General features: G+C 57.7%; 15 protein-coding genes. 8 read left to right on the top strand and 7 right to left on the bottom strand.

Annotation, left to right across the window (positions count from 1 at the left end; all coding sequences use genetic code 11):
- Positions 1–48: 48 nt before the first annotated feature.
- Positions 49–900: an MIP/aquaporin family protein gene (locus ACQ4MY_RS06995; protein ID WP_440094525.1), complete on the bottom strand. Its 852-nt coding sequence runs from the start codon at positions 898–900 to the stop codon at positions 49–51.
- Positions 901–1,259: 359 nt separating this feature from the next.
- Here ACQ4MY_RS06995 and ybaK point away from each other — a divergent pair, with 359 nt between their 5' ends.
- Both ybaK and ACQ4MY_RS07005 read left to right on the top strand, forming a co-directional pair.
- Entirely contained in the window at positions 1,260–1,730 is a 471-nt protein-coding gene (gene ybaK / locus ACQ4MY_RS07000) for a Cys-tRNA(Pro) deacylase (protein WP_003227741.1), read from the top strand.
- Between the two features lie 98 nt (positions 1,731–1,828).
- Positions 1,829–2,611, top strand: a complete 783-nt coding sequence (locus ACQ4MY_RS07005; RefSeq protein WP_158833819.1) for a PhzF family phenazine biosynthesis protein — start codon at positions 1,829–1,831, stop codon at positions 2,609–2,611.
- A 192-nt stretch (positions 2,612–2,803) separates the two neighbouring features.
- Here ACQ4MY_RS07005 and ACQ4MY_RS07010 read toward each other — a convergent pair whose 3' ends face one another.
- Positions 2,804–3,913, bottom strand: coding sequence for an ABC transporter ATP-binding protein (locus ACQ4MY_RS07010; protein ID WP_008079427.1), 1,110 nt, complete (start codon positions 3,911–3,913; stop codon positions 2,804–2,806).
- Positions 3,910–4,830 (bottom strand): ornithine carbamoyltransferase, encoded by a 921-nt coding sequence (argF, locus tag ACQ4MY_RS07015; RefSeq protein WP_045123046.1) that lies wholly within the window; start codon positions 4,828–4,830, stop codon positions 3,910–3,912. The genes ACQ4MY_RS07010 and argF overlap by 4 nt, the downstream gene beginning before the upstream one ends.
- Before the next feature lie 404 nt (positions 4,831–5,234).
- Between argF and ACQ4MY_RS07020 the strand changes: the two genes are divergently transcribed.
- From ACQ4MY_RS07020 to grxD, 3 genes are all read left to right on the top strand, one after another.
- The gene (locus ACQ4MY_RS07020; protein ID WP_007916677.1) at positions 5,235–5,525 is read left to right on the top strand and encodes a hypothetical protein; all 291 of its coding nucleotides are present in this window, start codon (positions 5,235–5,237) and stop codon (positions 5,523–5,525) included.
- A gap of 134 nt (positions 5,526–5,659) precedes the next feature.
- Entirely contained in the window at positions 5,660–7,765 is a 2,106-nt protein-coding gene (locus tag ACQ4MY_RS07025; RefSeq protein WP_440094527.1) for a molybdopterin oxidoreductase family protein, read from the top strand.
- A gap of 97 nt (positions 7,766–7,862) precedes the next feature.
- Complete coding sequence (grxD, locus tag ACQ4MY_RS07030; protein ID WP_008079424.1) at positions 7,863–8,204, top strand: Grx4 family monothiol glutaredoxin; 342 nt, start codon at positions 7,863–7,865, stop codon at positions 8,202–8,204.
- Positions 8,205–8,392: 188 nt separating this feature from the next.
- Here the strand turns inward: grxD and bfr are convergent, their stop codons facing one another.
- Together bfr and ACQ4MY_RS07040 are read right to left on the bottom strand one after the other, a co-directional pair.
- Complete coding sequence (gene bfr, locus ACQ4MY_RS07035; RefSeq protein ID WP_007916671.1) at positions 8,393–8,866, bottom strand: bacterioferritin; 474 nt, start codon at positions 8,864–8,866, stop codon at positions 8,393–8,395.
- A gap of 200 nt (positions 8,867–9,066) precedes the next feature.
- Positions 9,067–9,285 carry a bacterioferritin-associated ferredoxin gene (locus ACQ4MY_RS07040; RefSeq protein ID WP_003227725.1) on the bottom strand — a complete coding sequence of 73 codons (219 nt, stop codon included), beginning with the start codon at positions 9,283–9,285 and terminating at the stop codon, positions 9,067–9,069.
- Positions 9,286–9,599: 314 nt separating this feature from the next.
- Between ACQ4MY_RS07040 and ACQ4MY_RS07045 the strand changes: the two genes are divergently transcribed.
- The 3 genes from ACQ4MY_RS07045 (at position 9,600) to ACQ4MY_RS07055 (ending at position 11,410) form a co-directional block, all read left to right on the top strand.
- A complete protein-coding gene (locus tag ACQ4MY_RS07045; protein WP_003227723.1) occupies positions 9,600–10,202 on the top strand; it encodes a peroxiredoxin in 603 nt (200 codons plus the stop codon).
- 218 nt (positions 10,203–10,420) lie between these two features.
- Entirely contained in the window at positions 10,421–10,891 is a 471-nt protein-coding gene (locus ACQ4MY_RS07050) for a Panacea domain-containing protein (protein ID WP_008079423.1), read from the top strand.
- Positions 10,892–10,894: 3 nt separating this feature from the next.
- Positions 10,895–11,410, top strand: a complete 516-nt coding sequence (locus ACQ4MY_RS07055) for a hypothetical protein (RefSeq protein ID WP_440094530.1) — start codon at positions 10,895–10,897, stop codon at positions 11,408–11,410.
- On the opposite strand, the gene rnt is transcribed toward ACQ4MY_RS07055, so the two are convergent.
- Both rnt and pyrC read right to left on the bottom strand, forming a co-directional pair.
- The gene (rnt, locus tag ACQ4MY_RS07060) at positions 11,364–12,041 is read right to left on the bottom strand and encodes a ribonuclease T (protein WP_007916667.1); all 678 of its coding nucleotides are present in this window, start codon (positions 12,039–12,041) and stop codon (positions 11,364–11,366) included. The genes ACQ4MY_RS07055 and rnt overlap by 47 nt on opposite strands.
- A complete protein-coding gene (gene pyrC, locus ACQ4MY_RS07065) occupies positions 12,038–13,084 on the bottom strand; it encodes a dihydroorotase (protein WP_008079419.1) in 1,047 nt (348 codons plus the stop codon). Before pyrC ends, rnt begins: the two co-directional genes overlap by 4 nt.
- Between the last annotated feature and the right edge of the window lie 149 nt (positions 13,085–13,233).

The raw sequence follows: 13,233 nt of genomic DNA on the forward strand, positions 1-13,233 counted from the left end.
GTGGGCCGTGGCGCAGGCTCTAGAGGGCAGGAGCCTGCGCCGACTGTTTCAAGAAGTTCTTGGTTTGCCGTCAATGGCCGGTTCTGCATCCTTTGTAGCAGGTGTGGCGCCGGTCAGGTGACGGGCGATTAGCCCGCGATACCCGGCAGCGCCGAGGCAGGCACCGACAATCGGTGCAAAAATCGGAATCAGGAAGTACGGAATATCGCGGCCGCCAGTGAAGGAAATTTCACCCCAGCCGGTGAAGAAAGTCATCAGTTTCGGACCGAAGTCACGCGCCGGGTTCATCGCGAAACCAGTCAGCGGGCCCATCGAGCTGCCGATCACCGCGATCAGCAAACCGATCAGCAGTGGCGCCATCGGGCCTCTAGGCAAACCATTGTTGTCGTCGGTCAGGGCCATGATCACGCCCATCAGAATGGCAGTGATGATCATCTCGACCAGAAATGCCTGAGCAGTCGACAGCACCGGATTCGGGAAGGTCGAAAACACCGAGGCCAACTCAAGACTGGCGACCGAGCCGCGAACCATTTGGTGAGTTTGTTCGTAATCGAAGAAAAGATTGCTGTACAGCGTGTAAACCAACAGCGCGCCGCAGAAGGCGCCAGCGATTTGCGAAAGAATATAGAAAGGCAGTTTGCGCTTTTCGAAGTCGGCGAAAATGGCCAGGGCGATGCTCACGGCCGGGTTCAGATGCGCGCCGGAAACCCCAGCCGTGAGGTAGATCGCCATGCTCACGCCGACGCCCCAGATGATGCTGATTTCCCACAGGCCGAAGCTGGCGCCCGCGACTTTGAGCGCGGCGACGCAGCCGGTACCAAAAAAGATCAGCAGGGCAGTACCCAGAAACTCGGCCATGCATTGGCTCGAGAGCGATGGTTGCTGTAAAGCAGTTGTCATTGAAAACCTCGTTTTTGTTGTTGTCTGGCGCTATGCCGTCAGGGCAGGGCGCGATTTTCGCCGGGTAGGAATCCCCATTCCGTTGCCGGTTTACTGCTGGGTGCTGCGATGACGATAATTCTTACATTATTCAGATTCGAAAAAATATAGACAAGAAACAAACCTGTCAAAGGTCGAAAGTGAACCGTCAGTCACAATAGAACTATCAGTCACGTGAATGACTCGCCGGATGACTGCTTTCGTCGCCTTGAGAATTACCTGCGAAGCCGCGTAATTCGGGGCCGGGATAGAGCGTTTTACGGCTCGATGTCCTAGAATCCGGCGCAGAATTTTCTGCCACTGCCGAGCCTGGAGCTGCCATGACCCCTGCGTTGGACTTGTTGAAAAAAGTTCGTGCCGAACATCGCGTGCACAGTTACGAACATGATCCCAAAGCGGCGTCATATGGGCTGGAGGCCGCAGAAAAACTCGCCCTTGAACCTGCGCAGGTGTTTAAAACGTTGCTGGCGGCGAGTGAAAAAGGCGAGTTGTTGGTGGCCGTGGTGCCGGTCGTCGGAAGCCTTGATCTCAAGGGGCTGGCACACGCTGCGGGGGTGAAAAAAGTCGAGATGGCTGACCCGGCAGCAGCCCAGCGTTCCACCGGTTATCTGTTGGGCGGCATCAGTCCGTTGGGGCAGAAAAAACGCCTGCGCACCTTCATCGATAATTCGGCTCAAGGTTTTGCGACTATTTATGTCAGCGCCGGTCGGCGTGGGCTGGAAGTCGAATTGGCGCCTGCGGTGCTCGCTGAGCACACCCAAGCTAAATTTGCCGACATCGGTCGTGCGTGACGCTCGCCCGCCCTGTATGAAGAAAATTGGCCGGTTCTGTCACTGGCGCTGATCCGGCCCACGCTGCATGCTCTGCCGACTGACTTAAGGAGAAGGTTATGCAGCTCGAGTTTCATCAGGTCGACGCATTCAGTGATCGGCCGTTCAGTGGCAACCCGGCGATGGTTTATCGGCTGGATGCGTGGCTTGCCGATGAGCTGATGCAGAAGATCGCTGCCGAACACAATCTGGCGGAAACCGCGTTTCTGGTGCGCGAGGGCTCGGCCTGGCATATCCGCTGGTTTACTCCGACCACTGAAGTGCCGTTATGCGGCCACGCAACGTTGGCCAGCGCCCATGTGCTGTTCGATATCTACAAGGAAACCGCCGAGCGTATCGACTTCACCAGCAAATCCGGGCCGTTGAGTGTCAGTCGCGAAGATGGCCGCTTGTGGCTGGACTTCCCGTCGATCGTGCCGTCAGAGATTGGTGTAACCCTGGATGTCGAGCGCGCGCTTGGCGTTGAGGCGGTGGATGTACTTGGCTCCAACGAACTGTTTGTGGTGCTGGAGTCGGAGCAGGCCGTGCTCGATTGCAAGCCGGACATGGTCGCGTTGGCCAAGCTGCCGTGGCTGGGCGCGATCGTCACGGCGCGCGGCAATCAGCACGATTTCGTTTCGCGCTATTTCGCCCCGGCAATTGGCATCAATGAGGACCCTGTGACCGGTTCGACGCACTGCAGCTTGATTCCGTATTGGTCCAAGCGTCTGGGCAAATCGAGCCTGACCGCATGCCAGCGTTCGGCGCGGGGCGGGGAGTTGTTTTGTCGGCTGGAAGGCGAGCGGGTGAAGATCGGCGGCAATGCGACGCTGGTTGCCAGCGGCACCCTGATCTTGGGATGAGTCCGAACCCCTTGTAGGAGTGAAGCTTTGTGGCGAGGGGATTTATCCCCGATGGGCTGCGTAGCAGCCCCAAAACCATTGCATGCGGAGCAACAGATGCTCCGCGCTGGCAGGATTAAGGGCCGCTTCGCGCCCCATCGGGGATAAATCCCCTCGCCACAAAAGCCACCCACATTTCGATTCGGTGTTGGATCAGAGGGCAGTGCTGTAGCGGCGGACGCCGTTTTCCACTGCCGGGATCTGTGCAGCGGTGCTGCCCGATGCCTGAAACAACACTAGATGTTCGGCGGCAACCCGAATCCCCACTTGTGCACCCACCTGATGATCCGCATGGCTCGGGAAAATCGATTCCAGCTGCGCCCCAGTCGGCAATTGCAGACGATACAACGTCGAAGCGCCCAGGAAGGTCTTGCCAACAATCCGCGCTTTCAACTCACTGTCCGGCGCATAAACAATGTCATCCGGACGCAGCAATACATCCACCGCCCCGCCAATCGGCCAGGTGTAAGCCCGATTACCGCGCAACTCACCCAACTCAGTCTGCACTGATTCCGGGCTGCCGAGCTGGCCGCGAATGAAGTAGCCCTGACCGATAAAACTCGCCACAAACGGCGTCGCCGGTTCGTGATACAGGTTGTACGGCGTGTCCCATTGCTCCAGTCGACCTTCCTTGAACACGCCTACGTGATCGCTGACGGCAAAGGCTTCTTCCTGGTCGTGAGTCACCAGAATCGCGCTGGTGCCACGGGCCTTGAGGATGTCGCGCACCTCATGGCTGAGCTTGCGCCGCAGCTCGCCATCAAGGTTGGAGAACGGCTCGTCGAGCAGCAGCAATTGCGGCTCCGGCGCCAACGCACGGGCGAGGGCGACGCGTTGTTGCTGGCCGCCGGACAACTCGTGCGGGAAGCGCTTGCCGAGGTTCTTCAGGTTGACCAGTTCGAGCAGCTCTTCGGTCACACGCGCCTTGTTCGGGTGCTTGCGAATACCGAAGGCGATGTTGTCCGCAACACTCAGGTGCGGAAACAGCGCGTAGTCCTGAAACACCATACCGATCCGGCGTTTCTCCGGTGCCAGAGTGAAGCCGGCGCTGGAAATAGTCTCGCCGCCAAGGGTGATTTCGCCCTCGTGCACCGGCTCGAAACCGGCGATGGCGCGCAGGGTAGTGGTCTTGCCGCAGCCGGACGAACCCAGCAAACAGCCGATGTCACCGGCGTTGAGGTGCAGATTGAGGTTCTGCACCACACGTTGATCTTGATAGCCGCAAGCGAGGTTGCGCAGGTTCAGCAGTAATTCATGGCTCATGCGTGGTGATATGCCGGTTCAACGAGGAACTCGAGCAGGGCCTTCTGTGCGTGGAGACGGTTTTCTGCCTGATCCCAAGCGACGGAGCGCGGGTCATCAAGCAGGTCGAGACTGATTTCTTCGCCACGGTGCGCCGGCAGGCAGTGCATGAACAGCACGTCCTCGGCAGCGAGGTCGAGCAGCGCACGGTTGACCTGGAACGGCGCGAACAGCTTGAGGCGCTTGGCAGTTTCCTCTTCCTGACCCATCGAAGTCCAGACATCGGTGCTCACCAGGTGTGCACCGCGCACGGCATCTTGCGGGTCACGGACGATGGTTACGCGATCACCAGCCTTGGCGACAAATTCGGGGTTGGGTTCGTAGCCTTCCGGGCAGGCGACGCGCAACTGGAAGTCGAACTGGATGGCCGCTTCTATATAGCTGTTGCACATGTTGTTGCCGTCGCCGATCCAGGCCACGGTCTTACCCTGAATCGAACCGCGATGCTCAAGGAACGTCTGCATGTCGGCCAGCAACTGGCACGGGTGCAGGTCATCGGACAGGCCGTTGATCACCGGCACGCGCGAATTGGCGGCGAATTCGGTCAGGGTGCTGTGGGCAAAGGTACGGATCATCACCGCATCGAGCATGCTCGACATGACGATGGCGCAGTCGCCGATCGGCTCGCCACGGCCCAGTTGGGTGTCACGTGGCGAAAGAAAGATCGCCTGGCCGCCGAGCTGGATCATGCCCGCCTCGAAGGAGATCCGCGTGCGGGTCGAGGATTTCTCGAAGATCATGCCCAGCACGCGGTTTTTCAGAGGCTCGAACAGTACGCCGCGGTTACGCAGGTCCTTGAGCTCAACGCCTCGACGGATCACGCTGACCAGCTCTTCGGGCGTGCAATCCATCAGGGAGAGAAAGTGCCTTGCGCTCATCATTGACTACCTTTTTGCTACAAACCGCAGATGCTCAAAGCCTTGTTTAACGGAACAACGGGCGAGACCTGCGGCGTAAGCCGCACGGGGCGACGAAATAGGGGGAGGCGCGATATTGACACTAAATGTCGCGTTTTTCCAATAGGCTACGGTTTTTGCAGGAATCGAAGGGTGCACAGGATGTTGCAGTCGCGCATTGGCGGCCAGGTTCAGGGCCGCCGCGAGCCTCTTTGTACACTGGCCTCGCGGGGCTTGGCAATGCGGCGTGGCGTGGATCGAGTCAGCTGGGTCGGATTGCGACCGTGGCGCCATGCCACCACTTGGTCGGATGCTCAGCCTGAAACATTTGCTAAAGCAAAGTGCTGGGTTATAAATAACTTTCGAGCGACGCAGGAAGCCTCCGCATGGAATCGAAAGAAAAACTGTTAATGGAATTGCTGGGCCACACGGCACGCTCACTGACCCATCTCACCGCGTCGGTCACTTCAATGTCTTTCGAACTGCTGCGCAGCGAAGACGAAGTGGTCAAATCCGCCGGTCGCCACATGATTGATCGCATGGCCACCATCAGCGCCGGGCTCGACGAGCATTGGCGGTTGATCGGTGAACTCACTGGCGTCCACGTCGCCCACGAGCAGATCGAAACCATCCAGGAAATCCAGCTGGCCGCGCCGCCCCAATTGCCCTCCAGTTGAGCGCGGCGGTCTATCGGCGCACCTGATAACCGTCGATTCACAAGACGAACGTCGCTGGCGCCTGATCGGTGCGAGGGCCATAGTTTTGTTCCCGCAGGCGTAATTGCCCGCCCAGAACAAGACAGAGACTGGCCATGACCAAGACTCTCCATCACCGTGCCTGCCACCTGTGTGAGGCCATTTGCGGCCTGACCATCGAAACCACTGAAACCGATGGCAACGTCGCGATCACCTCGATCAAGGGCGATGCGCTGGACACTTTCAGCCGTGGCCACATCTGCCCCAAAGCTGTGGCCCTGCAAGATATTCAGAGCGATCCGGATCGCCTGCGTCAGCCGATGCGTCGCGTGGGTAGCGAATGGCTGCCGATTGAGTGGGGCGAGGCCTTTGCGCTGGTGGCCGAGAAACTGGCGGCGATTCAAGAGCGTCACGGCCAGAACGCGGTGGCGGTTTATCAAGGCAATCCGAGCGTGCACAACTACGGGCTGATGACCCACAGCAATTATTTCCTGGGATTGCTGAAAACGCGCAATCGCTACTCGGCGACGTCGGTCGATCAGTTACCGCATCACCTGAGCAGCTATCTGATGTACGGCCACGGGCTGCTGCTGCCGATTCCGGACATCGATCACACCGATTTCATGCTGATCCTCGGCGGTAACCCGTTGGCGTCCAACGGCAGCATCATGACCGTGCCAGATGTTGAGAAACGTTTAAAGGCAATCCAGGCGCGGGGCGGTAAAGTCGTTGTGGTCGATCCACGGCGCAGCGAAACGGCGGCGATGGCCGATCAGCATTTGTTCGTGCGCCCGGGCGGTGATGCGGCGTTGTTGTTTGGCGTGCTCAATACACTGTTTGAAGAACGCCTGACTCGTGACAGCCATTTGCCGGTTGATGGGCTGGACGACGTGCGCGCTGCGGTGCAGACGTTCACCGCCGAGGCAATGAGCCCATTGTGCGCCGTACCTGCCGAGCAGATCCGCCAACTGGCGCGGGATTTTGCTGCGGCGCCGAGTGCGGTTTGCTATGGGCGCATGGGCGTTTCAACCCAGGCCTTTGGCACGCTGTGTCACTGGGTGGTGCAGTTGATCAACTTGGTCACCGGCAACCTCGACCGGGTTGGCGGTGCGCTGTGCACCGAACCCGCCGTGGACTTGGTGGCGTCAACTTCGGGCGGGCATTTCAACCAGTGGCAGAGCCGGGTTTCCGGGCGTCCCGAATACGGCGGCGAGTTACCGGTCTCGGCGCTGGCCGAAGAAATGCTCACCGAGGGCGAGGGGCAGATCCGCGCGCTGATCACTGTGGCGGGTAATCCGGTGTTGTCGACGCCGAACGGACGCCAGCTGGAACAGGCGCTGGACGGGTTGGAGTTCATGCTCAGCATCGATCTGTACATCAACGAAACCACGCGTTACGCCGACCTGATCCTGCCGTCGACCTCGGCGCTGGAGAATGACCACTACGACACCACGTTCAACCTGTTTGCGGTGCGCAACGTGACTCGCTTCAACCGTGCGATCCTCGCCAAGCCCGAAGGCGCGCTGCATGACTGGGAGATCTTCGTTGGCCTGGCCAAGGCGTTTGCCGAGAAAACCGGCAAGGAACTGAAACCGACGATGCCGCCGGCGAAGATGATCGACATGGGCCTGCGCATGGGCATGTACGGTGACGCCAGCGAGCAAAAACTTTCGCTGGCGACGCTGTTTGATCATCCTCACGGGATTGATTTGGGGGCGCTGAAAGCGAATCTGACGTCGCGTCTGAAAACGCCGAATCAGCGGGTGCAGGCCGCTCCGCCGGAGATTCTTGCCGACCTCGCACGTTTTGCTGCTTTACAGGCGCCGGCCGCCGATGAGCTGTTGATGATTGGCCGCCGCCATGTGCGCAGCAACAACTCGTGGATGCACAACTATCACCGCCTGGTGAAGGGCAAGCCGCGTCATCAGTTGCTGATGCATCCGGACGATCTCGCCAGTCGTGGGCTCAACGATGGTCAGTTGGTGCGCGTCAGTTCGCGGGTCGGGCAGATTGAAGTGGAAGTGCTCGGCAGTCTGGACATGATGAAAGGCGTGGTCAGCCTGCCGCACGGTTGGGGCCATGCACGTCCGGGCGTGCAGATGGCGATTGCCAGTAGTCAGCCGGGTTCGAGCGCCAATGACCTGACCGATGAGTGTCAGCTCGACGAGTTGTCCGGCAATGCTGCGCTGAACGGCGTGCCGGTGACGGTGGCGGCGGCTTGAACGTGACCGTCGGGGAGACCGAGCATGGCGCTCGGGATTCCGTTACAATGCGTCACCGTGCCGACCCATGAGTCGGAAAGTTCAGCCGAGGTGCTCCATGGATATCATCGAAACGATTAAAGAGCAGATTGCCAACAACACCATTCTGCTTTACATGAAAGGCTCGCCGAATGCCCCACAGTGTGGCTTCTCCGCGAAAGCTGCGCAGGCTGTCATGGCGTGTGGCGAAAAGTTTGCGTACGTGGACATCCTGCAGAACCCGGAAATCCGCGCCAACCTGCCTAAGTACGCCAACTGGCCGACTTTCCCGCAATTGTGGGTTGGTGGTGAGCTGGTCGGCGGTAGCGACATCATGACCGAGATGGCTGCAGACGGTTCGCTGCAAAGCACCATCAAGTCGGCTGTTGAAGCGGCAGCGGCGAACAAGTCCGAAGCCTGATAAGGCTGGGTTTCACCCGACACCTTCTGCTTGTGTAGGAGCTGTCGAGTGAAACGAGGCTGCGATCTTTTGATCTTCAGCCAATAAAAAGCCCCGCACCTCGAAAGAGGGCGGGGCTTTTTAGTGCGTCCGAAACGTTACTGCAAGTTACCGGTGCAATCTGAAAAGATCGCAGCCTGCGGCAGCTCCTACTCTTCGCCCATCTGCGATTGCAGATAGTTCTCAAGACCGACCTTATCGATCAGGCCCAGTTGGGTTTCCAGCCAGTCGATATGTTCTTCTTCGGATTCGAGAATGTCTTCCAGCAGTTCACGGCTACCGAAGTCACCGACGGTTTCGCAATGCGCGATCGCGGTTTTCAGGTCAGCGTGGCCGGTCTTCTCGATACGCAGATCGCACTCCAGCATTTCCTTGGTGTGCTCGCCGATGTGCAGCTTGCCCAAGTCCTGCACGTTTGGCAGGCCTTCAAGGAACAGGATGCGCTTGATCAGCTTGTCCGCGTGTTTCATCTCGTCGATGGATTCTTTGTATTCGTGTTTGCCGAGCTTGTTCAGACCCCAATCTTCGTACATGCGTGCATGCAGGAAGTACTGATTGATCGCGACCAGCTCATTGGCAAGGATCTTGTTGAGATGCTGGATGACTGTGATGTCGCCTTTCATGATCGGAGTCCTGCCCTGTATTCGTTGTATATACGGCAGAGTTTGAGCTTCGTACTTATAAGTGTCAAACCTAAGTTATTGAATAATATATGAAAATTAATCGGAATAAGAATGTTTGTGTTCCGCGTCTAGAGCCTAAGCAGTTGATTTACAGGCATAAAAAAACCGGACATAAGTCCGGTTCTTTGAAAGGGGTGTTATTACGCAGCAGTAAATTCTACCGGATAGGGGATCGCAGCCTGAGCGGTTTGCAGCTTGGTCAGGGTTTCGCGGACCACTTCCTTGGCAAGGCAGGCACATTTGCCGCATTGGCTGGCGACGCCGGTGGCCTGGCGAACTTCTTTATAGCTGCAGCAACCTTCATAGATCGCTTCGCGGATCTGTCCGTCGGTGACGCCAGTGCAGAGACAAACATACATAAGTGAGAACCGTCGCTGGTTGTGACTCAATTGCGATGGATCTTAATGTTAACGAGAATGATTGTCAAAGTGCTTTCCGGGCGCTTCAGCAGATTGACAGCTGTGACTGACGAACGGCATTTGCTGGCGATTTGCCTGGCCCCGTAAATGCAGCGCCGTTCTGCGCCCGCTTTGAAAAACCGTTAAGGACAGGCCAAATTCGCAGTGTATGATGGTCGGCCCTTGCGAAGGGGGTTCGTGTCACAGGGCTGTCGTCCGAGGATGGCAGGCTGGCGCAAACCCTGAACTTCAAGTTTTTACACCAGGAGATATCAATGAGCGTACTCGTAGGCAAACAAGCCCCTGACTTCACCGTCCCGGCCGTACTCGGCAATGGCGAGATCGTTGACAGCTTCACCCTGTCCTCGGCCATCAAAGGCAAATACGGCCTGGTGTTCTTCTACCCACTGGACTTCACCTTCGTCTGCCCGTCCGAGCTGATCGCTCTGGACAACCGCATGGCTGACTTCAAGGCCCGCAACGTTGAAGTGATCGCTGTGTCGATCGACTCGCACTTCACTCACAACGCATGGCGCAACACTCCAGTGAACAATGGCGGCATCGGCCAGGTGAAATACACCATGGCTGCCGACATGAAGCACGACATCGCCAAGGCTTACGACGTTGAATCCGAAGGCGGCGTAGCGTTCCGTGGCGCGTTCCTGATCGACGACAAAGGCGTTGTCCGCTCGCAGATCATCAACGACCTGCCGCTGGGCCGTAACATGGAAGAGCTGATCCGTCTGGTCGACGCTCTGCAATTCCACGAAGAGCACGGCGAAGTTTGCCCTGCCAACTGGAAAAAAGGCGACAAAGGCATGAACGCTTCGCCAGAAGGCGTTGCGGCATACCTGACCGAGAACGCTGCTGCCCTGTAAGGCGTAACGTCGAGGTACAAAAAAACCGGCCCAAGTGGCCGGTTTTTTTATGCGCGGGATTGTGAGCAGCAATCTCTCGGCATTATTTGTTTCAAATGCCCGGGAAAAAATACTGGATGACTGAACAGTGGTTGGATAGGGTGATGGTCGAGCGATAACGGGTGAAGAGGGCGATTGCCTTGGCCTGAATCGCGCCTCAGTACAGTAAGGACGGTGCAATGGATTGCATGATGCGGAAGGGGATTCAAATGCCGAGTAGCTTGGACGTTGCGGATTATTTCCTCTGCCTGGAAGGGCATGAGGGCGAGATCTCCAATCTCAAGATTCAAAAAATGGTTTATTACGCGCAAGGGTTCAGTCTGGCAGTCCATGGCGAGGCTCTCTTCCCTGAAAAGTTGGAAGCGTGGATGCATGGGCCAGTGGTTCCGGATCTGTATCGAAGATTCAGCCAATTTGGATCGAGTGCCATTCCTCCTCCAAGTGATTTCAATCCCGATGTTTTCAGTAGCAAACAACAAACTCTGCTCAACGAAGTGTTCGACGTTTATGGCCAATTCTCGGCGTGGAAACTGCGCCAGTTGACGCATGAAGAGGCCCCATGGCGTAAAAACTTCAAAGAAGGGGAGTTCAGCCGAGAAATTCCCGCCTGCGAGATGCAGGAGTATTTTCGGGAGCATTTGGTGAACTGAAAAATGGCCAAGTTCAAACGCAGGGAACGCGATGCGGCGGTGATAGTAACGGCACGGACGTCCACAATCGAAATGGACTCATCGGAAGCGCGACCTCCGGTTTTCTCATTTGAGTATTTGCAGAATGGCTGGTGCATTCAAGATTGCGAGGCCGTCGAACGGTCGAAAATGCTTGAGCGTCTCAGGATCCTGGGAAAGATGCCTTGGAGAGAATTGCGCAAGGAGCACAGGCATCGGTATGGGTGTGAAACAATTGAGAGAAACAGCCTGAAAGTGGGGATACCTGCTTTTTTAACAGGTGATGTCAGATTGTTGGTGTTTCGGGCTTTCGAGCGTGTAGCGATGGTGGGTTACAAAAACATCGGATTTTTTATGTCGTGTGGATTGATCGAGAATTCAGGCTGTATAAGCATTAATAAAAAACCGGCCCAAGTGGCCGGTTTTTTTATGCGCGGGATTTACTCAACGAGGATCAGTCGTCGAAATCTTCCCAGCCGCCCATCTGTTTCCAGCGGTTGACGATGCCACAGAACAGCTCAGCGGTTTTCTCGGTGTCGTAACGCGCGGAGTGCGCCTCACGGCCGTCGAAGTCGATGTCGGCGGCCTGACAGGCTTTCGCCAGTACGGTTTGACCGTAGGCCAGACCGGCCAGTGTCGCGGTGTCGAAGCTGGAGAATGGGTGGAACGGGTTGCGTTTCATGTCCAGACGCGCGACCGCAGCGTTAAGGAAGCCGAGGTCGAAGCTGCTGTTGTGGCCGACCAGAATCGCGCGCTTGCAGCCGTTGGCCTTCAGCGCTTTGCGAATGCCACGGAAGATGTCGGTCAGCGCGGTTTCTTCGCTGACGGCCATGCGCAGTGGGTGATCGAGCTTGATCCCGGTGAACTCCAGCGCTGCTGCTTCGATGTTGGCGCCTTCGAACGGCTCAACGCGGAAGAAGTAGGTGTGGTCGGGGTATACGAAACCCTTTTCATCCATGGCGATGGTGGTCGCAGCAATCTCCAGCAACGCATCGGTGGCCGAGTTGAAGCCACCGGTTTCTACGTCGACGACTACCGGCAGATAGCCGCGAAAGCGTGCTGCCATTGGGTGACGGGAACCGCCACCACCACTTTGACCGTCCAGTTCGTCGTCGAAATGGTCTTCACTCACGCGTGTTCCTCCAGCAGGCGCCAGCGCAGTTTTTCACCGGCGCGCAGCGGGATAACGGTCAGCTCGCCAAACGGCAGGCTGGTCGGGGCGGTCCATTCTTCACGAACCAGGGTGATGCGATCGGTGTTTGCCGGCAGGCCATAGAAACGCGGGCCGTTGAGGCTGGCGAAGGCTTCGAGTTTGTCCAGCGCATTACGCTGTTCGAAGGCTTCGGCGTACATCTCGATGGCGGCATACGCGGTGTAGCAGCCGGCGCAGCCACAAGCGGCTTCCTTGGCGTGCTGGGCGTGCGGCGCCGAATCGGTGCCAAGGAAGAACTTCGCGCTGCCGCTGGTGGCGGCATCGAGCAGGGCTTCCTGGTGTGTGTTGCGCTTGAGGATCGGCAGGCAATAGAAGTGCGGCCGAATCCCGCCCACCAGCATGTGGTTGCGGTTATAGAGCAGGTGATGCGCGGTGATGGTTGCACCAACGTTGGCCGAAGCCTCGTTGACGAACTGCACGGCGTCGGCGGTGGTGATGTGTTCGAACACCACTTTCAACGTCGGGAAACGCTCGACCACGCGGCGCATGTGCTCATCGATGAAAATCTTTTCGCGGTCGAACACATCGACGTCGCCACGGGTGACTTCACCGTGGATCAACAGCGGCATGCCGACTTCGGCCATGGCTTCTATCGCCGGCAGAATCTTGTCGATGCTGGTCACGCCGGAATCGGAGTTGGTGGTTGCCCCGGCCGGGTACAGCTTGGCGGCGTAGACAAAACCGCTGGCCTTGGCTTCACGAATTTCTTCGGGCTGGGTGCGGTCGGTGAGGTACAGCACCATCAGCGGCTCAAAGCGACTGCCGGCCGGGCGGGCAGCGAGAATCCGCTGGCGATAGCCGTCGGCTTCAGCGGCGTTGCGCACCGGAGGTACCAGGTTGGGCATGATGATCGCGCGGCCAAAAGTGCGCGCAACATCGGCAACGGTATTGGTCAACACGGCACCATCGCGAAGATGAATGTGCCAGTCGTCGGGACGCAGCAGGGTCAGGCGGTCGGACATGAGGGGATTCCAGGCGGGTCAAACTGAGGCGAATGCTACCGGAAAAGACTCTTGCAGGCACTCGCTATCAAGTTTTGCGGGAAGCTTCCGATATCCCGTAGGTATGCCGTAAACATAGTGTGAATCGGTCTTTGTGTTTCAGAAGCCAA

Origin of the sequence: Pseudomonas sp. SM4, from assembly GCF_051913165.1 — a bacterium.
In the GTDB taxonomy this organism is placed as follows: domain Bacteria; phylum Pseudomonadota; class Gammaproteobacteria; order Pseudomonadales; family Pseudomonadaceae; genus Aquipseudomonas.

Excerpts from the sequence above, each read along its gene's own strand:
- ACQ4MY_RS06995 (WP_440094525.1), bottom strand. The coding sequence starts at position 900 with ATGACAACTGCTTTACAGCAACCATCGCTCTCGAGCCAATGCATGGCC.
- ybaK (WP_003227741.1), top strand. The coding sequence starts at position 1,260 with ATGACCCCTGCGTTGGACTTGTTGAAAAAAGTTCGTGCCGAACATCGC.
- ACQ4MY_RS07005 (WP_158833819.1), top strand. The coding sequence starts at position 1,829 with ATGCAGCTCGAGTTTCATCAGGTCGACGCATTCAGTGATCGGCCGTTC.
- ACQ4MY_RS07010 (WP_008079427.1), bottom strand. The coding sequence starts at position 3,913 with ATGAGCCATGAATTACTGCTGAACCTGCGCAACCTCGCTTGCGGCTAT.
- argF (WP_045123046.1), bottom strand. The coding sequence starts at position 4,830 with ATGAGCGCAAGGCACTTTCTCTCCCTGATGGATTGCACGCCCGAAGAG.
- ACQ4MY_RS07020 (WP_007916677.1), top strand. The coding sequence starts at position 5,235 with ATGGAATCGAAAGAAAAACTGTTAATGGAATTGCTGGGCCACACGGCA.
- ACQ4MY_RS07025 (WP_440094527.1), top strand. The coding sequence starts at position 5,660 with ATGACCAAGACTCTCCATCACCGTGCCTGCCACCTGTGTGAGGCCATT.
- grxD (WP_008079424.1), top strand. The coding sequence starts at position 7,863 with ATGGATATCATCGAAACGATTAAAGAGCAGATTGCCAACAACACCATT.
- bfr (WP_007916671.1), bottom strand. The coding sequence starts at position 8,866 with ATGAAAGGCGACATCACAGTCATCCAGCATCTCAACAAGATCCTTGCC.
- ACQ4MY_RS07040 (WP_003227725.1), bottom strand. The coding sequence starts at position 9,285 with ATGTATGTTTGTCTCTGCACTGGCGTCACCGACGGACAGATCCGCGAA.
- ACQ4MY_RS07045 (WP_003227723.1), top strand. The coding sequence starts at position 9,600 with ATGAGCGTACTCGTAGGCAAACAAGCCCCTGACTTCACCGTCCCGGCC.
- ACQ4MY_RS07050 (WP_008079423.1), top strand. The coding sequence starts at position 10,421 with ATGGATTGCATGATGCGGAAGGGGATTCAAATGCCGAGTAGCTTGGAC.
- ACQ4MY_RS07055 (WP_440094530.1), top strand. The coding sequence starts at position 10,895 with ATGGCCAAGTTCAAACGCAGGGAACGCGATGCGGCGGTGATAGTAACG.
- pyrC (WP_008079419.1), bottom strand. The coding sequence starts at position 13,084 with ATGTCCGACCGCCTGACCCTGCTGCGTCCCGACGACTGGCACATTCAT.